Source organism: Dialister succinatiphilus YIT 11850 (genome assembly GCF_000242435.1).
GTDB classification, from domain to species: Bacteria; Bacillota; Negativicutes; order Veillonellales; family Dialisteraceae; genus Dialister; species Dialister succinatiphilus.
Genome location: NZ_JH591187.1, coordinates 1,200,192 through 1,221,860, shown reverse-complemented (window position 1 = coordinate 1,221,860; position 21,669 = coordinate 1,200,192). Strand labels below are relative to the sequence as shown.

The 21,669-nt window shown below is 51.6% G+C and carries 17 protein-coding genes; 9 read left to right on the top strand and 8 right to left on the bottom strand.

All coding sequences use genetic code 11. From position 1 onward, the window contains the following. Positions 1–610 precede the first annotated feature (610 nt). Both HMPREF9453_RS05270 and HMPREF9453_RS05265 read right to left on the bottom strand, forming a co-directional pair. Positions 611–1,741: a polyphosphate kinase 2 family protein gene (locus HMPREF9453_RS05270; RefSeq protein ID WP_232217321.1), complete on the bottom strand. Its 1,131-nt coding sequence runs from the start codon at positions 1,739–1,741 to the stop codon at positions 611–613. Between the two features lie 29 nt (positions 1,742–1,770). Continuing rightward, a complete protein-coding gene (locus HMPREF9453_RS05265) occupies positions 1,771–2,700 on the bottom strand; it encodes a PPK2 family polyphosphate kinase (protein ID WP_008859525.1) in 930 nt (309 codons plus the stop codon). A gap of 133 nt (positions 2,701–2,833) precedes the next feature. Between HMPREF9453_RS05265 and HMPREF9453_RS05260 the strand changes: the two genes are divergently transcribed. Beyond that, positions 2,834–3,733: a DciA family protein gene (locus HMPREF9453_RS05260; RefSeq protein ID WP_008859524.1), complete on the top strand. Its 900-nt coding sequence runs from the start codon at positions 2,834–2,836 to the stop codon at positions 3,731–3,733. Positions 3,734–4,907: 1,174 nt separating this feature from the next. Here the strand turns inward: HMPREF9453_RS05260 and recF are convergent. From recF to dnaA, 4 genes are all read right to left on the bottom strand, one after another. Further along, positions 4,908–5,972, bottom strand: coding sequence for a DNA replication/repair protein RecF (gene recF / locus HMPREF9453_RS05250; RefSeq protein WP_008859522.1), 1,065 nt, complete (start codon positions 5,970–5,972; stop codon positions 4,908–4,910). A gap of 2 nt (positions 5,973–5,974) precedes the next feature. Next, on the bottom strand, positions 5,975–6,187 hold the full coding sequence (locus HMPREF9453_RS05245) for an RNA-binding S4 domain-containing protein (protein ID WP_008859521.1): 213 nt from the start codon (positions 6,185–6,187) through the stop codon (positions 5,975–5,977). Next, entirely contained in the window at positions 6,187–7,305 is a 1,119-nt protein-coding gene (dnaN, locus tag HMPREF9453_RS05240) for a DNA polymerase III subunit beta (protein WP_008859520.1), read from the bottom strand. Before dnaN ends, HMPREF9453_RS05245 begins: the two co-directional genes overlap by 1 nt. A gap of 320 nt (positions 7,306–7,625) precedes the next feature. Further along, positions 7,626–9,221 (bottom strand): chromosomal replication initiator protein DnaA, encoded by a 1,596-nt coding sequence (dnaA, locus tag HMPREF9453_RS05235; protein ID WP_008859519.1) that lies wholly within the window; start codon positions 9,219–9,221, stop codon positions 7,626–7,628. Between the two features lie 925 nt (positions 9,222–10,146). Here dnaA and HMPREF9453_RS05225 point away from each other — a divergent pair. From HMPREF9453_RS05225 to HMPREF9453_RS05190, 7 genes are all read left to right on the top strand, one after another. Further along, complete coding sequence (locus tag HMPREF9453_RS05225) at positions 10,147–10,392, top strand: hypothetical protein (RefSeq protein WP_008859517.1); 246 nt, start codon at positions 10,147–10,149, stop codon at positions 10,390–10,392. A gap of 46 nt (positions 10,393–10,438) precedes the next feature. Then, positions 10,439–10,984: a 3'-5' exonuclease gene (locus tag HMPREF9453_RS05220; RefSeq protein WP_008859516.1), complete on the top strand. Its 546-nt coding sequence runs from the start codon at positions 10,439–10,441 to the stop codon at positions 10,982–10,984. 56 nt (positions 10,985–11,040) lie between these two features. Next, entirely contained in the window at positions 11,041–11,820 is a 780-nt protein-coding gene (locus HMPREF9453_RS05215; protein ID WP_008859515.1) for a ribonuclease H family protein, read from the top strand. Positions 11,821–12,744: 924 nt separating this feature from the next. Beyond that, the gene (locus HMPREF9453_RS05210; RefSeq protein WP_008859514.1) at positions 12,745–13,395 is read left to right on the top strand and encodes a metal-dependent transcriptional regulator; all 651 of its coding nucleotides are present in this window, start codon (positions 12,745–12,747) and stop codon (positions 13,393–13,395) included. A 596-nt stretch (positions 13,396–13,991) separates the two neighbouring features. Further along, positions 13,992–15,389 (top strand): NAD(P)/FAD-dependent oxidoreductase, encoded by a 1,398-nt coding sequence (locus HMPREF9453_RS05200; protein WP_008859513.1) that lies wholly within the window; start codon positions 13,992–13,994, stop codon positions 15,387–15,389. Between the two features lie 3 nt (positions 15,390–15,392). Beyond that, complete coding sequence (purB, locus tag HMPREF9453_RS05195; RefSeq protein WP_008859512.1) at positions 15,393–16,685, top strand: adenylosuccinate lyase; 1,293 nt, start codon at positions 15,393–15,395, stop codon at positions 16,683–16,685. A 300-nt stretch (positions 16,686–16,985) separates the two neighbouring features. Continuing rightward, positions 16,986–17,507, top strand: a complete 522-nt coding sequence (locus HMPREF9453_RS05190; protein WP_008859511.1) for a hypothetical protein — start codon at positions 16,986–16,988, stop codon at positions 17,505–17,507. Positions 17,508–18,151: 644 nt separating this feature from the next. Here HMPREF9453_RS05190 and HMPREF9453_RS05185 read toward each other — a convergent pair. Beyond that, a complete protein-coding gene (locus HMPREF9453_RS05185; protein ID WP_008859510.1) occupies positions 18,152–18,787 on the bottom strand; it encodes an NAD(P)H-binding protein in 636 nt (211 codons plus the stop codon). Between the two features lie 15 nt (positions 18,788–18,802). Then, entirely contained in the window at positions 18,803–19,582 is a 780-nt protein-coding gene (locus tag HMPREF9453_RS05180) for a RibD family protein (RefSeq protein WP_008859509.1), read from the bottom strand. A gap of 651 nt (positions 19,583–20,233) precedes the next feature. Between HMPREF9453_RS05180 and HMPREF9453_RS05175 the strand changes: the two genes are divergently transcribed. Next, complete coding sequence (locus tag HMPREF9453_RS05175; RefSeq protein WP_008858654.1) at positions 20,234–21,511, top strand: IS110 family RNA-guided transposase; 1,278 nt, start codon at positions 20,234–20,236, stop codon at positions 21,509–21,511. The last annotated feature ends 158 nt before the right edge of the window (positions 21,512–21,669 follow it).

Genomic DNA, 21,669 nt, shown 5'->3' with positions numbered 1-21,669 from the left:
GGCGACAGCGCCTGCGGCGCTGACTTTATAAGCATTGCCGCTCTGCGGCAATGCTTATAAAGTCAGCGTTACGGGATTTACTTTCAGTGTCATATGGTATGATAAGCATTCTGCGGATTGGCTCGCTGCGCTCGCCTCCCCCTTTCCGGCTGCGCCGGACTTCCCTCTATTCAGGGGGCAGAATAAAACACCGCGAAACACTCTCTTCATAAGTATCTCTACAGTAAGCACGGGTTGTTGTGCCCCCTCGAAGAGGGGGAAAGGTGGTGGCGCCAGCCACCAAAGGGGGAATGCATTTCCACGCCCGCAGGGCGGTTGTATGGTTTTCGCCGCCAAAGGCGGTATAAAAAATGGCGCCGAAGGCGCCGTACCTCGCCAGCGCAGCGATACTATATAACTCCCGAGGGCGAGAGCACTCAACCCGTCCGGGAGGCGTCAGCCGGTCCCGGACAGAACCCTGGCAGCCCAGGGCCGAAAGGCCCGGCGGCTGGCTCAACCCTCACGCCCGTAAGGGCGTGTCAACCTTCGGGAATACTGGAAAGCACCGCCCAGGTCCCAGTCCCGAAAAGCGGCTTTAAACCTTCGGGAATCCTGTTTTTCTATGAATCGTTTATTCCTTCTGCAGCACGTCTTCCATTTCTTCGATCATGCCCACATTGCCGCTTTCGATGAGCTTTCTGAATTCTTCCAGCTGTTCCCTGATTTCCTTTGACATTTCCGGAAATTTCGGCGCAATGTCCTTCAGTGCCCGGATGACGATCTGGGAGACCACGTAGCGGGTGTACCATTTGTTGTCTGCCGGCACAATGTACCAGGGCGCTTCTTCGGTGGAGGTGGCAGATATCATTTCGCTGTACAGTTCCTGGTACCGGTCCCAGTACCGTCTTTCGTTAATATCGGCCATGGAGAATTTCCAGTTTTTCTTTTTGTTCAGAATCCGCTGGGCCAGGCGGTCCCGCTGTTCATTTTTCGACACATGAAGAAAAATCTTAATCATGTGAAAACCGTTTTCCCCCAGGTACCGTTCCCAGTCCCGGATCTGGCGGTAGCGGATATCCCAGATATTTTTCGTAATCAGGTTCTTCGGCAGCTTTCCCTGGTGGATGAGGTCATGCACCCTGGTCACCACCACATCTTCGTAGTGGGAGCGGTTGAAAATGCCGATATCTCCCCGCCGGGGCAGGGCTTTATTGATACGCCACATGTAGTCGTGGTCTTTTTCCTCGCTGGTGGGCTGCTTGAAGGACACCACATGGACACCATTGGGGTCCAGATGGGAAAAGACATGGCGGATAGTGCCGTCCTTGCCGGCGGCATCCATGGCCTGGAGGACGATGACGAGGCCGTAGGTGCTCTGGGCATAGAGCTTGGCCTGCAGCAGGTTCAGCTCCTCCAGTGCTTTGGGAAAGGCACTCATTTTGACTGATTCCTTATCCACATTCACATCGCAGGCCGTAGGGAATTTCTTCAGATTGATTTTCTCCCCCTCCCTGGCCCGATAGCGGTCAATATCGATTTTTACAGGGCCGTCATATTTCTTTTCCGGCACAGATTCCTGATTCCCTTGATTTTCCATGATGGTTTCTCTCCTTGTAATCCTATGATGCGGAAATGATTTGTCAGTAAAAGCGATTTTCCTTCGGGCTATGGCATATCCCCGGCCGCCCTTTCTCTCCCCCTTAGCGGAGAAAACGCAGCCTGCCCCGTCAGCGCCGCCCCTTTTTGCCTTTGGAAATCCCATGCAGCAGCCTGCCCTGCCAGCTGCTCCTTTTACTTCTTATCTATGGAATTCTTGATTTCTTCCAGCGATTTGATATCCACTTCGGAAATGAGTTTCTTGAACTGTTCCAGCTGTTCCTGTACTTCCGGCGCCAGCTTCGGGAACTGGGGATTGATTTTCTTCAGGGCCTCAAGGGTAATGAGAGCCACCACGTAGCGGGTATACCACTTGTTGTCTGCCGGCACAATGTACCAGGGAGAAATGTCCTTGGAGGTTTTGGTAATCATTTCCTCATAGAGTTCCTGATACCGGTCCCAGTACTGTCTTTCATTAATATCGGACATGGAGAATTTCCAGTTCTTCTGCTGGTTGATAATGCGGTCCATAAGGCGGCGCTGCTGTTCCTTCTTCGATACATGAAGGAAGATTTTTACCATCTGGAAACCATTCTGGTGCAGATACTTTTCCCAGTTGTTAATCTGCTCATACCGCTCTTCCCAGAAGTCCTTGTGAATCAGGTCCTGCGGCAGCTGGCCCTTATGGATAAGGTCGTGAATGCGGGTGACAATGACGTCCTCGTACTGGGACCGGTTGAAAATGCCGATGTCTCCCCGCTCCGGCAGGGCCTTGTTGATACGCCACATGTAGTCATGGTCTTTTTCTTCACTGGTGGGCTGCTTGAAGGACACCACCTTCACGCCGCCGGGATCCAGGTTGGCGAAGACATGGTTCACCGTGCCGTCCTTGCCGGCGGCATCCATGGCCTGGAGCACGATGATGAGACCGTAAGTATCCTGGGCATACAGCTTTTCCTGCAGGTCCTTCATTTTTTCAATGACCTCCGGGAAATAAAGAGATTTCACCTTGGCCTTGTCAATGACCACATCGCAGGCCGTGGAATATTTCTTCAGATTGACTTTCGTTCCTTCCTTGATACGATACCGCTCAATATTCACTTTGCCATCTTTGATTTCATCCATCACAGCATCCTCCTGTCTATCAAAATCACACTCTTCCTTTTATTATAAAACACATGTCCTTTTATCGGCATAAAAAGAATTTCTATTAACCCTTATCAGTCATAGTATAATAAAAGCAGAAAGGAGGAGCGCCATGGAAGAAGACAAGAAACCGGAAGGAAAAAGGTACCGCACCATGGAAAGCATTGCCGGAGTCTTTACGGAATCCGATGTGAGGCAGAAGCTCTTCGGAAATAAGGGCTTCCAGTTTTACCTGTTCCAGAAAAGGTGGAAAAAAATCGTAGGCAGCCTCATGGCGGAGGAATCCTACATTTCCGGCTGCAAAGGCCCCCTCCTCTTCGTCCGGGTCACCAACTCCGCCTTCCTCCAGCAGCTTTTCATGATGAAGGCGGACATTCTGAAAGAGCTTTCCAAAGATGAAATCGGCCGCTATTTCACGGATATCAAATTCCTTGCCGGTTCTCCCCAAAAGCCCTACAAGCCCTTCACCACCCTGGATCCTGTAAATTCGGCCATTGAAAAGGAACAGAAACGGTACAGCCAAAGCCTCTCCGAAGGAGAAGAAGCCTGGATACAGAACTGGGTCAAAGGTCACGTCAAAAAAGAGGCCGTCCGTGCCCCCTTTGCTGAAATGATGGAAGAAGTGCTGAAAATCCGAAAGGGAGAACTGGCCGACGGCTACCACCCCTGCTCCATCTGCGGCAGCCTCTGCCCGCCTGCATCCCCCATCTGCCCTGCCTGCCAACGGAAACTGGCCAGAACAAAGAAAAACAAGGTCATCCTCATTCTGAAGGAAAATCCCCACTACACCTATCAGCAGGTCCGCGCCATCCTCCCCTGCGAATACAGCCTCTATGAAGAAGCAAGGGATATCCTCATTCATCGGGCCAAAGAAAAAATCTTTCGCAAAGAGTCGGCAGATGAAGAAAAGAGAAAACTTCTTTCCCTCCTCCTCCACCGGCCTCTGTCTGATATTACGGTAAAAGAAGCAGAAGACATGCTGAAGCACATGCCCCAGAAGAAATGGGACTAAAGCGCCTCACAGCGCAGATGCAGAAAGCTCAGAATCAAGGTCCATCTGCGAAGCTGCCAAGGGGAGGTCACTTCCTATGATGGAATAAAAAATTGTTTCACGTGAAACAGGCCCGGCGCCAAAAAGCGCCGGGCCTGTTTTTTTGCAGTAAAAAACTCCTGATTCGTCCCATGCCGATGCATGGTAGGACTCAGGAACACCGTCTTCAGTGAATCGGCCAGGAGCAGCCGCCGAAGCGGAATATCTGTGTCGTCAGAGAAGATCGGCCGAAGCCATATTGCCACCGTGATGTCTGACAGGTTTTTCCTCAGGAGTTTTTTCAGAAATTTTTCAGTTGTCGGTACCGAAGAGAGGCTGAGTCATGAGAAGTTTCCTTCTCTCCCGCCGGTTCCTCAAGGATAGGCGCCTGCCGGAAGGAAAAGGAGGGCCCTTCGGAGCTCCCTCAGCTCTCTCTGTGTACATAGTCCTTTTGAAAAAAGGAGTGTCTCAATGGTTTGGGATGGGGCCGCTCTGCGGCCCGGGTTCAAAGGGTGGTGGTGGCGGCTTCGCCGCAGGTTGTGTAGAAGGGTTGTGGAAAAAGGTTCTTAAGATGGACCGGCCCTTGGCCGGAGGGTTCTTAAGTTTGACGGCCCTTCGGGCCGAGGGTTGTGGATTGCCGCTCTGCGGCAATGCTTATAAAGTCAGCGTTACGGGATTAGCTTTCAGTGTCATATGGCATGATAGACATTCTGCGGATTGGTTCACTGCGCTCGCCTCCCCCTATCCGGCTTCGACGGACTTCCCCCTATGCAGGGGGCAGAATAAAACACCGCGAAACACTCTCTTCATAAATGGCTCTACAGTAAGCACGAGTTATTGTGCCCCCGCTTGCGGGGGAAAGGTGGTGGCGCCAGCCACCAAAGGAGGAATCTCCCTCGCCCGCCAGGGCGGTTGGCCTGTTTTCCGACACCCGCAGGGCGGTTGTAAAGGTTTTTTCATAAGAGGGCGCCTTCTATAATTTAGAGGCGCCCTACAACAACCCTCGCGCCAAAGGCGCGTCAAACTTAAGCCCCCTAAGAACCTTCGGCCCAGCGGGCCGTCAACCCTCAAGCCCGTCAGGGCTTGTCCATAAGGCGTGTCAACCTTCGGGAATACGGTAAAGCACCGCCCAGGTCCCGATCCCGACCGCCGCCTGCTATCCCAGGGCCACCACTTTTCCTTCTCCTTCAAACATTTTCTCCGTCCCTGTGACCAGGGTCTGAATGTCCTGTTCTGTGAGGAAGGAAAGGAGGGCGGCCCGCCGGCTTCTGTCCAGTTCGCTTCCTATGTCGTCCAGAAGGAGCACCGGGTATTCCCCTGTTTCTTTTCTGATGAATTCCATTTCCGACAGTTTCATGGACAGGATGGCCGTCCGCTGCTGGCCCTGGGAGCCGTAGGCGGATATGTCCAGTCCGTTCAAGAGGAACCGGAGGTCGTCCCGGTGGGGTCCCAGGGAGGTGTGGCAGAAGCGGGCGTCTTCTTCTCTTCTCCGGGAGAGCTGCTCTAAGAACCATTCCATGTCATAGCGGGGGCTGTCGCTGCCCTGCTGGATGTAGCGGATAGAGAGGCTTTCTTTGTTTCCTGTCAGTCTTTCTTCCATGGCCGGCACCATGCGGTTCATCTGGTCTATGGTTTCCAGTCTTTTCCTGACCAGGTAGGAAGCGGAGGCAGCGATCTGCATGTCCCATATGTCCAGGTCCGGTTTCCGGCCGGTGAGCTGGGCGTTTTTCAGTGCGCTGTTCCGCTGCTGCACCGCCCTGGTGCAGCGGAGAAATTCTTCGTAGTACCGGGGGGATACCTGGGAAATTTCCATGTCCAGGAAACGGCGGCGCAGCTGGGGAGCGCCTTTGATGAGCTGCAGTTCATCAGGGGTGAAGAGGACGGTGCGGAACAGGCCCAGCAGTTCCTTTTTACGGATAGCCGTGTCGTTCAGGAAGATTTTCTTTCCCTGGCTTCTGGTGAGTTTGATTTTAATGGTCTGCACCGTTTTTCCTGCTTCAAAGTCCACCAGTATGGTGCCCTCCTCTTCCCCCAGACCGATGATTTCCCCATCGCTTCCGGTGCGGAAGGATTTTCCGGTGGAGGCATAGGACAGGGCTTCGATGAGGTTCGTTTTGCCGCTGCCGTTGGGACCGGTGAAAAGGGTGAGCCCCGGGGAGGGCTCCACCTTGTAGTCCTGAAAGCTTCTCACCTGGATGAGGCGGAGGGATTTGCATTTCATGGCTAGGCCCCGGTCATGTGGAATTCTTCGCCGTCAATGGAAAGGATATCATCCTTTCTGATTTTCTTTCTTTTTTCATGGACTTTGTTTCCATTCAGGGTGATGGTATGTCCTTCCAGAAAGGCGCCGGTTTCTCCACCGGAGGAAATATAGTCTAATTTTTTCAGAAACTGGTCCAGCTGGATGTAGTCTCCGTAAATCGGGATATCTTTCATCAGTATTTCCTTCCTCTCATAGGGGTGAGCATGTAGCTGTAGCTCTTGTCCTCTTCCTGTTCAATCACAATGGGGCCTGCTTTCTGCAGATTCAGAATGATCACGTCCCCTTTGGAATGTTTCAGAATGTCTTCAATGTAGTTGCAGTTGAAGGTGAGGCTGATATTGTCTCCTTCCAGTTTCACGGGAATGGAGGTGTCCGCCTTGCCGATGTCCGGATCTTCTTCGAAGATTTCCAGGGTGTCTCCTTCGAAATGGAAATTAATGGTCTGGTAGCTCATGTCTCTGGAAATGGGGCTCACGAAACGGACTGCTTCTTCAAAGTCCTTCAGGTTTACTTCTGCCCGAGCATCGAAATGGGTGGGGATAATGCGGTGGTAGTCCGGATATTCCCCGTTCACCAGGCTGGCAATGAAGTAGGTGTCTCCGAAGGTGAAGGCCACATGGTTCTTGGACCAGGAAATTTCTACCTGGGCTGTGTCGTCATCCAGTGGAAGGATACGGCTCACGTCAGAAAGGATACCGGCAGGAACGATGAAACGGCCTTCTGCTGCCGCCTCTTCATCCAGGGTAATTTCCTTGGCTGCCAAGCGATGGGTATTGGTAGCAGCCATGGTGAAGGTGTTCTTTGTGACTTCAAAAAGAATACCGGAAAAAATGGGTTTCTGTTTGTCATTGGCAGCAGCAAAGGAAACGAGGGATACCATGTCTGCAAAATCCCTGCATTTCACCAGGCAGTGGTTCCGATGGTCCATTTCCTGTACATCCGGAAATTCTACCTGATCCCGGGTAGGAAATTTGGATACATAGGATCCGCTCTGGAAGGAAACCAGATTTTCATGGTCTCCTTTTTCCATAGTAATGTCTCCTGCCGGCATCATGCGAATGGTGCTCTGCAGCTGAGGTGCTGCAATGACGGTAACTCCTTCTTCTTCTATGTTGGCAGGACAGGAGGTTTTGATACCGATGGTGTAATCATTGGCCTGGATGAGAATGTTCCCTCCGGCAGCAGAAATGAAAAATCCATTATTTGTATTGGATGTGACTTTGGTCTGAGCAGCCCGCTGGACACGATCCAGGGTACTGACGAGATCGGATTTGTTGAAGATGACTTTCATGGCAGCTCCTTTAAAAAACGACGGGGATATATAAAAGATAGTAGTAGTAGTAGTAGTACGCTGTGAAAAAGTGAATAACTTTGTGAAAATCCAGATTTTCTCGAATTTCCCGGTTTGTCAGAAAGGAGTGAATAACTTTTTTCGCTATTCACAGAATTCACAGCTTTTTGGGAAATCCCCTTTATTCACAGTGTGTTAACAGGAATATCCCCTGCCCCTGGTCCCATTATTCACAGTCATTTGAGAAGGGGCAGGAGGAACGTTTCCTGCTGTACTTAGGGGTGATAGTGCTTCCTATATAATACAGGCCGCACTATGGCTCACCTGTTTCGAAGCAGTTTCTTTATGGCTTCCACGGCGGCCCGGGTCTGGGGGTCTTTGGCCATATCGTTTTCTACCCTTTCGCAGGCATAGAGGACGGTGGAATGATCCTTGCGCTTGAAGCAGTCCCGGAGGGTGGGATAGGATTCATGAAGCTCGTTGCGGCAGAGGTACATGGCAATCTGCCGGGGAATGACGATCCTCTTGGGGCGGCCGTTTCCCAGAAGCTTTTCTTTCTTCACGCCGTAGTACTTGCATACCGTGTCGATAATGAAATCTACGGTGAGCTCCTGTCCGCTTTCAATGGGAATCTGGTCCTTCAGTGCTTCCCGGGCAAAGGACAGGGTAATAGGTTCCTTTTTAATATGAGAGAAGGTGACCAGCTTGTTGAAGGCCCCTTCCAGCTCACGGACATTGGTATTGATGTGGCTGGCAATGTAGTCCACCACATCCTTGGGCAGGGTGATGCCCATTTTTTCCGCCCGTTTCTGCAGGATGATACAGCAGATTTCATAGTCCGGCGGTGAAATGGGAGCCACCAGGCCGCTGGAAAAGCGGCTCTGCAGACGGTCCTCCAGCTTGTCAATGTCCGATGGCGTGCGATCACTGGTCATGATGATGTATTTCTTCTTATCAAAAAGCTCGTTGAAGGTATTGAAGATTTCCATCTTGGTGGAATCCTTGGAGCCGAAGAACTGCACATCGTCGATGAGGAGGAAATCCAGATTCCGGTACTTGGCCCGGAACTTGGGCATGGTGTGGTTCTGGATGGCATCGATGAGCTCGTTGGTGAAGGTTTCGCTGGAAACGAAGAGCACCGACAGGCTGGGCTTATAAGTATGGATATAGTTGCAGATAGCATGAAGCAGATGGGTCTTCCCCAGTCCCGACGGGCCGTAGATGAAAAGAGGATTCATCTTCTGGTCCGCCTGGTTCGGATTGGTGGCGGTCTGGGCCACCGCATAGGCGGCCTGGTAGGCGATTTCGTTGCAGTTGCCGTGGACGAAGGTTTCAAAGGTGTATTCCTCGTTCACCGGATTGGGCTGGAAATTTTTCTTCGTCTCCACCGTAGTCCCCAGCGTATCGAAAAGGGAAGGCTCGTGGAGACTTTCATAATTCCGGATATCCGGCAGAGTCACCTGGTCCGCTGTTTTCGGTTTGAGGTTGGAGAAATCGGGCGGCGCCACTTCCTTCGGGAAGGGGTCCGTTGCCGGTGTTTCCGGAAGGGGCTGCGGAACCGGTGTTGGAAGAGGCTCTTCATCCTCCGGCAGAGGAACGGCAGGCGCCGGAGAGGGAGCCGCTGCTTCCTTTTGTGCCGGAGGCACCGGCATCTGCGGTGAGGGAGCCGTGGAATCAGGAGGCGGGGCCACTTCCACCTTCATCGGTTTTCCCGCAATCCGGCTCACAATCTGCTCCAGCTTTTCCCTGTACACTCCGTTGATCCACCGCACCAGGTAAGGCTTATTGGGCGTAATGACCAGGGTGGTGTCGGTCATGGATGTGGGAAATACATTGTATGAGAACATCTGATAGTACTGGCTGTCATTTTTATTAATGTAGTCCAGCACCTGTTCCCAAAGCAGAAAAAAATCCATAATATCTCCTTTGGATAATATGTGAATACCTGTGAATTTCTGTGAAAAAGTTTTTCGCGGAAAATTCTGTAAAATCCGATAAATACGGAAAATTCAGCTTTTGAATAAAGCTGTTCATAAGTGAAGAATCTTGTGAATAACTTAATTTTACCATCTCTTTCCCCTTCTGTACATTCACAAGATAATGGGAGAAAATCCTTTTGAACCTACTAGGGGTAGTAGAAATCACTGTTCACAGGAATTCACAGGGTTCAAAAGGCGGTGCTTTCCAGTATTCCCGAAGGTTGACACGCCTTATGGACAAGCCCCTATGGGGCTTGAGGGTTCTAAAGTTTGACGGGGCTATCGCCCCGAGGGTTCTTAAGTTTGACAGCGGCTTTGCCGCTGAGGGTTGTGGAGGGCGCCTTACATTTATAGAAGGCGCCCTCTTATGATAAAACCTTGATAACCGCCCTGGCGGGTGATGGAGATTCCCCCTTTGGTGGCTAACGCCACCACCTTTCCTCCTCTTGGAGGTGGCACAACAACTCGTGCTTACTGTAGAGATGCTTATGAAGAGAATGTTTTGCGGTGTTTTATTCTGTCCCCCGGATGGGGGACAGTCCGGCGCAGCCGGATAAGGGGGAGCCTCGTAGCGGCTAATCACCAGAATGCTTACTATGCCATATGATACTGAAAGTAAATCCCGTAACGCTGATTTTATAAGCATTGCCCACAGGGCAATCCACAACCCTCGGGGCTGAAGGCCCCGTCAAACTTAAGAACCCTCCGGCCAAGGGCCGGTCAATCTTAAGAACCCTTCCCCTCTGAACCCTCACGCCGCAGGCGTGTCCAAAGGCGTCAGCCGCCCTCTGCATTTTCTCAATGACTTCCCTGACCAAGTGTGATACAATGAAAACGATTATTACTAGAAAGGAATCACGCCATGAAAAGACCGCAGAAAGTGACCCGGGAGACCAGGCCCAATCAGTATGCCCGAAAGATGTACGGCAAAGAAAAGACGGAAAAAATCATGGAAGATGAAGACATGGAAAAGATACAGCCCAGCAGGAACGGCACAAAGAAGAAAATACGGACCCTGCTGAACAGGAGACTCCGCCATTCCATGAAAAATAAAGACCTTCCCAATGGAGCTGCTTACCGCAGGGAAACAGCCTGGGAAGAAGAGTAGTCAGGGCGCAGGGAAGGCTGCGCTTTTTTGATAGGAAGTGACCAGAATGAATAAAAGCGACATTCTTGTACTGGATACGGAAACCACCGGCTTTCTGGGAGACGCAGAGCTTCTGCAGGTGTCTATCCTTGACGGCCAGGGCCAGGTGCTCATGAATGAATATTTCAAACCAGACCACACGGTAAGCTGGCCCGGTGCCATGGCGGTGAACCACATTACGCCGGCCATGGTGGCGGACAAGCCCTCCATAGGGGAGCGGAAGGAAGCTATTTCCCATCTTCTCCGCCATGCCCGGATAGTGGTGGGATACAACATTTTCTTCGATCTGAAAATGCTCCGCCAGAACGGCGTCTTCGTCCCCGGCCGCAGGCAGCTTCGGGCCATCGACCTCATGGGCCCCTTCTCCGACCGTTACGGAAAAGAAAAGAATCTTCCCCTGAATCAGTATGGCCACTACCGGTACCAGAAGCTCATCACCTGCGCCGGCTACTACGGCTATGAAGGCAGCGCCTGGCATGACAGTCTGGAAGATACCAGGGCCACCCTCTTCTGTTTCTGGAAAATGGTGGAAGACGGAACTGTTATATTGTAAACAAGCACGGATTCTTTCAGGAATCCGCGCTTCTTTTTTCAAAACAGGAAATAGATATGCAGCGTAAAAATTTCAAAACATCGGCCAAAAAGAAATATTATATTGTCAAAAAAGGTAAAAATCCGGGGGTTTACTACAACTGGCCGGACTGCCAGAAACAGGTGCAGGGATTTCCCGGCGCTGTGTACAAAGGATTTGTGACTCGGGAGGAAGCGGAAGCCTGGTACGGAAAACCGGTGAAGGAAGCCTCCCATGCCCCCGTCTTGGCTCCCAAAAAAGAAATCCCCGACATCAGGAAACAGGAAGTCCTCTACCCGCCCCACATCCACCCCCTGGATAACAGTATCCTTTCCTATAACGGCGTTTCCATGGCCCTTTCCCTGCCCGAAGAGCTTACCATCTACACCGACGGCTCCTGCCTGGTGAACCCCGACGGTCCCGGAGGATTTGCGGCGGTCTTCCTGAGCTGCGAAGGAAAAGAACTGCTCACATTAACCGGCGGCGAGCCTTCCTCCACCAATAACCGCATGGAACTTCGGGCGGCCTATGAAGCCTTGAAACTGGCAGACGACGGCACAGTCCACACCATTTCCTTCCACACCGACAGCAAGTACCTCCAGCAGGCCTTCACCAAAGGCTGGGTAGAAAAATGGAAGAAAAACGGCTGGAAAACCGTGCAGGGCACACCGGTGCTGAACCGGGACCTGTGGACAGCCATCGACGGCTTCATGGAAAGACACCGCATCCTCTTCCAGTGGGTCAAAGGCCATGTGGGTACCAGGTATAACGAACTCTGCGACCGCCTGGCCAAAGAAGAAGCCAAAGACCATAGATAGCTAGCGGCTGTTCGCTGCCCTTTGGCAGCGGCATGATGGACAGTATTCCCGAAGGTTGACATGCCCTTACGGGCGTGAGGGTTGAGCCAGCCGCCGGGCCATTCGGCCCTGGGCTGCCAGGGTTCTGTCCGGGACCGGCTGACGCCTCCCGGTCGGGTTGAGGGCTCCGCCCTCGGGAGTTATATAGTATCGCTGCGCTGGCGAGGTACGGCGCCTTCGGCGCCATTTTTTATACCGCCTTTGGCGGCGAAAACCATACAACCGCCCTGCGGGCGAGGAAATGCAATCCCCCTTTGGTGGCTGGCGCCACCACCTTGCCCGGTGGGAAGCATGTCACTGGATTCGCGGGTCGCAGAGCTCCCCTATGAATCTAGTTCCTTTGCCATCCCCTCTTCGAGGGGGCACAACAACCCGTGCTTACTGTAGAGATGCTTATGAAGAGAATGTTTCGCGGTGTTTTATTCTGTCCCCCGGATGGGGGAAAGTCCGGCGCAGCCGGATAAGGGGGAGCCGCGCAGCGGCTAATCACCAGAATACCAATCAAGCCCTATGACACAGAAAAGCCAATCCCGTAACGCTGACTTTATAAGCATTGCCCCCTAAAGGGGAAACGACTCACTACATTTTGCGCGTCGCTAGCGCTCCTTCAAAATGTGTTCGCTGTGCACCGCAGGGCAATCCGCAACCCTCGGGGCCAAAGGCCCCGTCAAACTTACGAACCTTCAGAACCTTCGGGGCGAAGCCCCGTCAACCTTCACACCGAAGGTGTGTCCATAGCGTGCCCTTCTCTCATATACTGCAAAAATTTATTTTTTCTCTTGTGCTTGTTATGAATAGCGCCTATAATAAAAAATGAATAGGAGGCAAATCTACTTTTCACATATTTTCAACTCTGTTTTTCTTTAGGAGAAAGAAGGTACTATCATGACATCGGGCAAGGAAGATTATTTAAAGGCAATATATCTGCTCAGCGAAAACCATGATATTGTCACAAATAAGGAACTTTCGCAGACCCTCCAGGTCTCCCCTCCTTCGGTGAGTGAGATGATCACAAAACTGCAGAAACAGGGATATGTGGACTATACAGCCTACAAGGGAAGCAAGATGACGAGAAAGGGCCGGAAAGAAGCAGGCCGCCTGCTCCGCTACCATGCCCTGTGGGAAGTATTCCTGGTAAACTACCTCCACTTCTCCTGGAGCCAGGCCCATGAAATGGCGGAAGGACTGGAACACCAGACCAATGACATTCTTTCTGAAAAACTGGAAGCCTACCTGAACCACCCCACCCACTGCCCCCACGGCGATCCCATCCCCCGAAAAGATGGCAGCCGTCTGGGAATCACCCGCGAGCGGCTGGCTGATCTGGAAGTAGGAGATACCACCCACATCCGCCGTATCATGGAAGACTACAGCCTCATGGACTACCTCCAGAGCCGGGGCATCGACATTGACATGGAAGTCAAAGTGAAGGAAAAAGAACCCTACGAAGGCCCCATCCTTCTGGAAACACCTAAAGGAGACATTTCCCTGAGCTACAAAGCAGCCCAGCGGATTTTCGTAGACGATAAGAAATAATATATCCCGCCGGACAAGAATGAATTTCATGGCCGGCGGGATTTTTTAGTGTAAAAAGTTTCCTGCTGAGGCGGCACGCAGCGGCCCCATGCCGCTCCCGTCATTTCGAGCGAAGCGAAGCGGAGTCGAGAAATCTCCTGTACCCAAAAGTTTCCTATCGAGTTGAAACGCAGCGGCTCCAAGCCGGACAGGAAACTACATAATATATACCTTATCGCCCGTAGGGCAATCCACCACCCTCAGCGGCAGAGCCGCTGTCGCCTCCTGAGCGAAGCGATGCAACCTTTCTACACAACCCTTGGCACCGAGGGCCAGAGGCCCGATGGATGCCATATGCCTCTCTGCGCCGCAGGCGCAGGCCCCTACGGGAATACTGGAAAACACCACCCTCTGAACCTTCTGAACCTTTCTGAACCCGGGCCGCGGAGCGGCCCCTTTTCCCCTTGCTTTTTCCTTTCCGTTTCTGTAAAATGAAAAAAGGGATAATCTTTTCAGGTTATCCGGCCCCGGATGGGGCTTTTTTGTTGCCTGCTTTCCCCCAGAAAGCGCATATGCGTGATAAAGCAGGATGATTTTATGCAAACGGGGTGTTTTTTATGGCAAAATCCTATGATGTAGTCATTATCGGTGCCGGTCCTGCCGGTATTTTTACCGCACTTGAGTTGGCGGATACGGGCCTTTCCATTCTGATTCTGGAGAAGGGCCTGGATATCCGGGAGCGCATTGCCTTAAACAGGGACAGGACAGCACCGGCCGCTGACCGTCGGGCCAATATCGTGTCCGGCTGGGGCGGTGCTGGCGCCTTTTCCGATGGCAAGCTCACGCTGACCACCGATTATGGCGGCAATCTGGATGATTATATGAATAAGGGCGAACTGGCCCGGCTCATTTCCTATGTGGATTCCGTATACTGCCGGTTCGGCGGCGAGGGGCGCCAGGTGTACGGCGACGAGCACCGGGATAAGATTCACGAGCTGAAAAGGAAGGCGGCCGCAGCGGATCTGGCCTTCATTCCGGCCCGCATTCGTCATCTGGGCACCGACGTGAATGGGGAAATCCTTACCCACATGCGGGACAGCTTCCCTTCCCATGTGACGGTGAAGGCAAATTGTCCGGTGGACCATATCCTGGTTAAGGACGGGAAGGTGGAAGGCGTCATAGCCGGCGGCGAGACCTATCTCTGCAAATACCTGGTGGCTGCACCGGGCAGAGACGGCGCCGAATGGTTCACGAAGGAAGCGGAGAGCCTGGGGCTCCATACCGCCTCCAATGCGGTGGATATCGGCGTTCGGGTGGAATCTCCGGCGGAAATCTATGAACCTATCACCGACATCTGCTATGAATCCAAACTGGTTTATTTCTCCAAATCCTTTGACGACCGGGTGCGTACCTTCTGCATGAACCCCTACGGCTTTGTGGTAACAGAAAACAACAACGGCCTTATGACGGTGAATGGCCATTCCTATGCCCATAAGAAAAGCGGCAATACGAATTTCGCCATTCTCGTTTCCAAACAGTTCACCCAGCCCTTCCACGAACCCATCGAATACGGCAAGTACATTGCCTCCCTGGCCAACATGCTGGGCGGCGGCCCCATCGTGCAGCGGCTGGGAGACCTGCGGGACGGAAGGCGGTCCACGGCAGAACGTATCCGCCGGGGTCTGGTGCACCCCACCATGCCCTCTGCCACACCGGGAGATTTATCTTTGGTCTTGCCATATCGCTTCTTAAAGGATATTATGGAGATGTTCGAAGCGCTGGATAAAGTGGCGCCGGGAGCCAATTCACGGCACACCCTTCTCTATGGTGTGGAAGTGAAATTTTACTCCTCCCGCATCGAGCTTTCAAACCAGCTGGAAACGAAGATCCCCAACTTCTTCGCTATTGGTGATGGAGCCGGCATCACCAGGGGCCTGGCACAGGCCTCCGCCGCCGGTGTAGTGGTGGGTCGCGAAATCTGCGCCCGCATTGGGAAACCGAAGGGAGAAATCTGACAAATGATACCAAGGTACACACGTCCGGTCATGGAAAAGATCTGGAACGAAAGAAATGAATGGCAGACCATGCTGAATGTGGAAATCGCTGCCTGCGAAGCAAATGCTGAACTGGGCCGCATTCCGAAGGAAGCAGTGGAAGTGATCAAAGCCAAAGCAGACTTTGACGTAGACCGCATCCATGAAATTGACCGCGAAATCAACCACGACATTATCGCCTTCCTCACCAACGTAGGTGAACACGTAGGAGACGAAGCCAAGTACATCCACATGGGCCTCACCTCCACCGACGTGAAGGACACCGGCCTCAACGTACAGCTCAAACAGGCCTCCGAAGTCCTCATCGACGACCTGGAAAAACTGGCAGAAGTACTGAAGAGAAGAGCTGTAGAATTCAAACATACCCCCACTATCGGCAGAACCCATGGCGTTCATGCAGAACCCACCACCTTTGGACTGAAACTCCTCCTCTGGTACTCCGAAACCCTCCGGAACATCGACCGCATGAAACGGGCCGCTGACGAAATGGCCGTAGGCAAACTCTCCGGCGCCGTAGGCACCTATGCAGACATCGATCCCTTCGTAGAAGAATACGTATGCAAAAAACTGGGCCTGAAACCGGAAATCGTTGCTACCCAGGTCGTACAGCGCGACCATCATGCAGAATACGTAGCCACCCTGGGCGTCATTGCCGGCGTCCTCTCCCAGATGGCCCTGGAAGTCCGTCATCTCCAGAGAACGGAAGTCAGAGAAGCAGAAGAATACTTCAGCCCCAAGCAGAAAGGCTCCTCTGCTATGCCTCATAAGAGAAACCCCGTGAAATCCGAAAGAATCTGCGGCATGGCCCGCCTTATCCAGGGCTACAGCCTCCCTGCCTTCGAAGACATCCCCCTGTGGCATGAAAGAGATATTTCCCACTCCTCTGTAGAAAGAGTGATCCTCCCCGATGCCACCATTGCCCTTGACTACATCCTTGACCAGACCACCAGCCTCATCGACAAACTGCTGGTTTATCCGGAAAAGATGATGGCTGACCTGAACCTTACCGGCGGCCTGATCTACAGCCCGAGAGTCCTCCTGGCCCTGGTTGCCAAAGGCGCCTACAGAGACACCGCTTACCGCTGGGTACAGAGAAACGCCATGAAACGCTGGCTCCAGGGAGAAGACTTCTACGAAAACCTCTGCAAAGACGAAGACGTCAGAAAGTACCTCACCCCCGAAGAAATCAAAGCCTGCTTCGACTACAAACCCATGCTCAAGCACGTGGACGAAATCTTCGCCAGATTCGGCCTGTAATCTGATATGAAATCAAAAAATCCTCTCCATGAAGGAGGGGATTTTTGTTTTCATAAAGTTTCCTGTCCGGCGTGGGTTCAATGTGTGTCATCACCATAGGAAACCTTTCAGACAGGAGATTTCTCGACTCCGCTTCGCTGTGCTCGAAATGACGGGAGCGTCATGGGGCCGCAGCGGTCCACTTCAGCAGGAAACGATTCCCTGTATGCCTATCAGGTATCACAGAAAAGTGGGAAATATAGTATATTAATAAAGTATGAAAAATTCATGATATATTTTCATAAAAGAAAGGACATTTGTATGAAACGAGCATCCCTATCTCCCGAAGACCAGGTCCGGAGCATCCATTTCAAATATGAAATCCCCGAAGACAGAGTGCAGGCTGCCTTGGACAGAGGATTCCGCTTTGGCGACGTAGACCAGGCGGCCCTTCTTTCCTGCCTCTCCGAAGCCTCTATGGAAGACATTCTGGCCATGCGGAAGGACGATCCCTGGGGCGTGATAAAAAAGAAACTGGGCCTTACGGCAGCAGTCTACGAAAAAACCTATCTTCTCCACCGGGCAGAGCGGCTGGAGCGGTTCTACGGCATTTCCGCCCAAAGGGCCCTCACCCTTCTGGAAGAAGGCTATTCCAACCACTGGATCCGCCTGGCCTATCTTCTGGAACAGCACACCGGAGTGAAGACGGAAGATATCGTTCACAGCCGGAAGAAATCAGAAAAATGGAAACCCTGGGCAGAAAGAGTACTCCATGTGTCGCCGGAAGACTTTACCGCCTGGATTGCAGAAACAAGAAATCCCTCCCTGGCGAAAAAGCAGTGAGCCGGTGGGCCTATGAACAAGCGCCTATGGGGATTGAGGGTTGACGGCCCGCTGGGCCGAAGGTTCTTAAGGGGCTTAAGTTTGACGCGCCTTTGGCGTGCACAGCGAACATGATTTGAAGGAGCAAAGCGACGCACAAATCATAGTGAGTTGTTTCCCCTTTAGGGGCGAGGGTTGTTGTAGGGCGCCTCTAAATTATATAAGGCGCCAGTTTGTATAAAACCTTAACAACCGCCCTGCGGGCGTCGGAAATGCAATCCCCCTTTGGTGGCTGGCGCCACCACCTTCCCCCCGCGGAGCGGTGGGACAATAAAGCTTTGAAAAGCAGTCCTTTCATAAGCAGCTCATAGCATAACGGAGCTTTGTAGTGCCCCCGCTTGCGGGGGAAAGGTGGTGCCGTAAGGCACCAAAGGGGGGAAAGCCACCGGAGGTGGCTGATCATCGTCATGCCTATTTTGCCATATGACACCGAAAGTAAATCCCGTAACGCTGACTTCATACTCATCGCCCAAGAGGGCGATACCACAACCCTCGGCCCAAAGGGCCGTCAAACCTAAGAACCTTTAGAACCCTCGGGACGAAGTCCCGTCGCCCCTCACGCCGCAGGCGTGTCCAATGAACCCTCACACCGCAGGCGTGTCCATTTATCCCCTTGTTTCCTGGGCGGAAAGAATTTCCACGCCTTCCGAAGGATGAGCGCCTTCATCCGCCATTTTCCGGGCCACCGATTCCGTAGGCACAGGAGTCATGGCTTTGAAAAGTCCCAGACTGCTGGCCAGCTGAAGCAGTTTCACCGACACCGTTTCAGCCGGCCTTTTGGCATGCTTTCGAATCAGGGACGGGGGCCGGAAAATGGTAAGGCTGGGAAACTGGAGAGCTTCCACATCCTTTTCGATGAGCCCTTTTAATTGCAAATAGAAAAAATGGGAAGAACTGTCTGCTCCTACCGACGAAACCAGCACCATATGGGGCACGCCGTTTTCCCTGGCTGCCCGGGCAAAGGAAAGCTGGTAGTCGTGGTCTACCCGGTACTGGGCTTCTTTAGAACCCGCCTGTTTCAAAGACGTACCCAGGGCGGAGAAAAGTACATCCCCCTGCACCAGATGATACCAGGTGTCGGGAAGGTTGAAATCAACGATAAATGATTGGATTTTGGGATGGGTAAAACCCAGAGGACGACGGGTAAAGGTGGTCACCGTTTCATAACGGTCATCATAGAGAAGCGTTTTCACCAGATCCTGCCCTATCGCGCCGGTGGCACCGATTACAATGGCTTTCATGGGGCCTCCTTGCAATTATGAACGATTGGCGTGAATCATTTCCTGCACTGCCCGGAAATCGGGGTCCCTGTCAAAATCATAGTTTGACTTTTCCCCCACCTTCCAGCGAATCCACACAGCGCCGTCAGCCATGATTTCAGAAGAAAGGGCCCTGAAACGGAGGGGCTGGTCTTTGGAAAGGCCTTCCTTTGCCATGAAAAGGGTCTGGGTATGGCAGCTGCCGTCGGCGGCAGGCGCTATGACCTGGCTCACCTCATCTGCCAGTCCGGCCTGCAGGAAGCTCCAGTTCAGCACGCCGCCGCCGCCCAAAATCATGGTGTCCACATGGAGGAGGTTCTTGATTTTCCTGCAGGCCAGGGGAAGGTCCACCTTGTCTTTGCCGCAGATCAGGTAACTGATACCTTTCCGGCGGAGAAAATCTTTGTACCCCATGGAAGCAGATTCCGTCAGGATTTCCACAATGTCCATGGAAATCCCGTTTTCCTCGGCCCTCTTTTCCTCCCAGGCCAGTTTTCCCTTCCCGTCCACCGCTATGAGGAAGGGCCCCTTGGCGCCGGTAAGGAAATCTCCCTCCGGCAGGGGAACGGCATTTTCATAGATTTCCGGCTTTTTGTACAGGGTCCTGTTGTCATCGATGGTGGTGCGTCCCATGATGATGGCTTGGAAATTAAATTTCCTCTGCACTGCATAAAAGGAATCCTCCACACCCTCCGGGCCGGGGAGCCACAGATACTTTCCCATGATTTTGCCGTCCAGGCTCGTTTCCATATGACAGATAATATAAGGTCTTTCCATGATGGTCTCCTTCCTTCTGGGAAAACAGGTTCGCTAGGGAAGCGCTGATTAAATCACTGTCTGCTTTTATTCTTGGATTTTTATGCAATGCAAGGAATGGGACGACGCGAATAGCGAGCTATTTAAGGAGTCCCATGACGAAGCAGTGCATAAAAATTCTTATAAAAGCAGACTCTATGAATTAATCAGTGCTTCCCTAGAAGCGGCGGGAAGCATTGTGTATAGATACCGCAGATTTATCGTTAAGGAAAATACGCAGAAAATGGAATCATCTCAATTTTGTCTTTTCCTCAATTAGAGATTGGGCGCGGTGCGCCACTGAATATCAAAGAAACGGGAGTTGTCTAACATCACTTTCTATTGGTTTTATCCCCTATTGGGGTACATACTTATGGTGGATGGGCGGATATACTACATAAACCCGTGGAGCTGAGTGGTGGGGCTGTGGCAGCAACTACCCCGTTCAATTAAATATGGAGATCATTCTTTGGAATTGAAAATTGGTGCCGCCAGGCTTCGGCCCGGCAACAGAGCCCGTAAGCTTATATCTTTGTACAATCGTCTCGATTGATTCAGAATGATCAGTCAATGTCCGCTACATTCACCTTTACTTCTTTATTTATCCTTATTGTAGAAAGGAGGAAAGATGCAATGCATGAACGCATAGAAATTGGTGACAGGAATGAATATATTCATCCCATATGCTGTGGGCTTGATGTCCATAAGAAATCAGTATTTGCAGCCGTCTTTATCTATGACAATAGTGACAGTCCGGTTAAATATTATACCGCCCAGTTTACTACGTATCCCAAAGACCTGAAGAAAATGACTGATTGGATCATTTCCAAAAACTGTCATGATGTATGTATGGAGTCTACCGGACAATACTGGCATCCAATATATGATGCAGCGGAAGAAGCCGGATTACATCCCCTTGTGTCTCATCCCAAGTACACCAAACCATTAAAAGGTAAAAAGAGTGATCCCGCTGATGCAAAATGGATTGCAAAATCCTATGCCAGTGGACGTGTGGTTGCAAGTTTTATTCCATCAAAAGAATTCAGAATCATGAGGTCAACAATTCGGTACTGCCAGAAAATTCATAATGCAATGACTGGAGAGAAAAACCGCATACTGAATTGCTTAACTGGGGAAGGCATCAAGCTTGATGTTGTTTTTTCAGATGTATTTGGGAAGACATCAAGATCAATCATTGACTATATGCTTAATCATCCTGGTGAGAAATTTAATGTGGCCCCATTCATTGGAAAACGATGCAAGACGCCAATCCCTGTTATCCAAGAAGCAGTAGCAAAGGCATCATCTGTAGATATATCTTCTTTGTCCAAACTCAAAGTGGCCTTCAGCAGGTTAGATAGAACTGTGAAAGATGAAGCAGTGCTCAAGCAGGACGTTGCAGAGAGAATGAAACCCTATGCTCATCAGCTGGAGCTGATCAGGACGGTCCCAGGATTTGACAGGGACCCATTTACCGCTATGCGGGTGCTGGCAGAAATTGGTCCGGACATGAGTGTATTTCCTTCGGCCAGACATCTTTGTTCATGGGCAGGTGTATGTCCGAGCCATGATTCAAGTGCCCACAAGGTAAAAGGCAGAAAAATATCCCGGGCAGGGAAATATTTGAAACCGCTGCTGGTTAATATTGCCAGATCAGTTGTGCGTTCAAAAGACCACCCGGAAATTACAAGTCGCTTTAACCGTATAAAAAGCAGACGTGGTTACATGAAAGCCATCATCGCAATCTGTAAGATGTTCCTGACTGCCATCTGGCACATCTTAAGTAAGGACGAGCCTTACAAAACTGACGGCTACATGACTGCGAAGAAGCCTAAAAAGGCTAAAAGGGTAATGACGAGGACTCAACTCGCTGAATACCTTGCTTCGCAGGGGATAACTGTTGTTGATTGACAGCAGCAATCCGTTAACCACGTCCGGTTCATAAAGAACCTAAAGTTATTATACAACAGCTTTAGGAGGGAATAACCCCGAAAAAATTAGATTTTCCAGGGGCTTTATAAAGTTACCCTTAAAGCAGGCTTGTTGTCGGGAGCTTATGTTTCAAGCTT

What these genes read in the sequence shown, in the direction of transcription:
- HMPREF9453_RS05270 (WP_232217321.1), bottom strand. Translation starts at nt 1,741, where the DNA reads ATGGGATTTCCAAAGGCAAAAAGGGGCGGCGCTGACGGGGCAGGCTGC.
- HMPREF9453_RS05265 (WP_008859525.1), bottom strand. Translation starts at nt 2,700, where the DNA reads ATGGATGAAATCAAAGATGGCAAAGTGAATATTGAGCGGTATCGTATC.
- HMPREF9453_RS05260 (WP_008859524.1), top strand. Translation starts at nt 2,834, where the DNA reads ATGGAAGAAGACAAGAAACCGGAAGGAAAAAGGTACCGCACCATGGAA.
- recF (WP_008859522.1), bottom strand. Translation starts at nt 5,972, where the DNA reads ATGAAATGCAAATCCCTCCGCCTCATCCAGGTGAGAAGCTTTCAGGAC.
- HMPREF9453_RS05245 (WP_008859521.1), bottom strand. Translation starts at nt 6,187, where the DNA reads ATGAAAGATATCCCGATTTACGGAGACTACATCCAGCTGGACCAGTTT.
- dnaN (WP_008859520.1), bottom strand. Translation starts at nt 7,305, where the DNA reads ATGAAAGTCATCTTCAACAAATCCGATCTCGTCAGTACCCTGGATCGT.
- dnaA (WP_008859519.1), bottom strand. Translation starts at nt 9,221, where the DNA reads ATGGATTTTTTTCTGCTTTGGGAACAGGTGCTGGACTACATTAATAAA.
- HMPREF9453_RS05225 (WP_008859517.1), top strand. Translation starts at nt 10,147, where the DNA reads ATGAAAAGACCGCAGAAAGTGACCCGGGAGACCAGGCCCAATCAGTAT.
- HMPREF9453_RS05220 (WP_008859516.1), top strand. Translation starts at nt 10,439, where the DNA reads ATGAATAAAAGCGACATTCTTGTACTGGATACGGAAACCACCGGCTTT.
- HMPREF9453_RS05215 (WP_008859515.1), top strand. Translation starts at nt 11,041, where the DNA reads ATGCAGCGTAAAAATTTCAAAACATCGGCCAAAAAGAAATATTATATT.
- HMPREF9453_RS05210 (WP_008859514.1), top strand. Translation starts at nt 12,745, where the DNA reads ATGACATCGGGCAAGGAAGATTATTTAAAGGCAATATATCTGCTCAGC.
- HMPREF9453_RS05200 (WP_008859513.1), top strand. Translation starts at nt 13,992, where the DNA reads ATGGCAAAATCCTATGATGTAGTCATTATCGGTGCCGGTCCTGCCGGT.
- purB (WP_008859512.1), top strand. Translation starts at nt 15,393, where the DNA reads ATGATACCAAGGTACACACGTCCGGTCATGGAAAAGATCTGGAACGAA.
- HMPREF9453_RS05190 (WP_008859511.1), top strand. Translation starts at nt 16,986, where the DNA reads ATGAAACGAGCATCCCTATCTCCCGAAGACCAGGTCCGGAGCATCCAT.
- HMPREF9453_RS05185 (WP_008859510.1), bottom strand. Translation starts at nt 18,787, where the DNA reads ATGAAAGCCATTGTAATCGGTGCCACCGGCGCGATAGGGCAGGATCTG.
- HMPREF9453_RS05180 (WP_008859509.1), bottom strand. Translation starts at nt 19,582, where the DNA reads ATGGAAAGACCTTATATTATCTGTCATATGGAAACGAGCCTGGACGGC.
- HMPREF9453_RS05175 (WP_008858654.1), top strand. Translation starts at nt 20,234, where the DNA reads ATGCATGAACGCATAGAAATTGGTGACAGGAATGAATATATTCATCCC.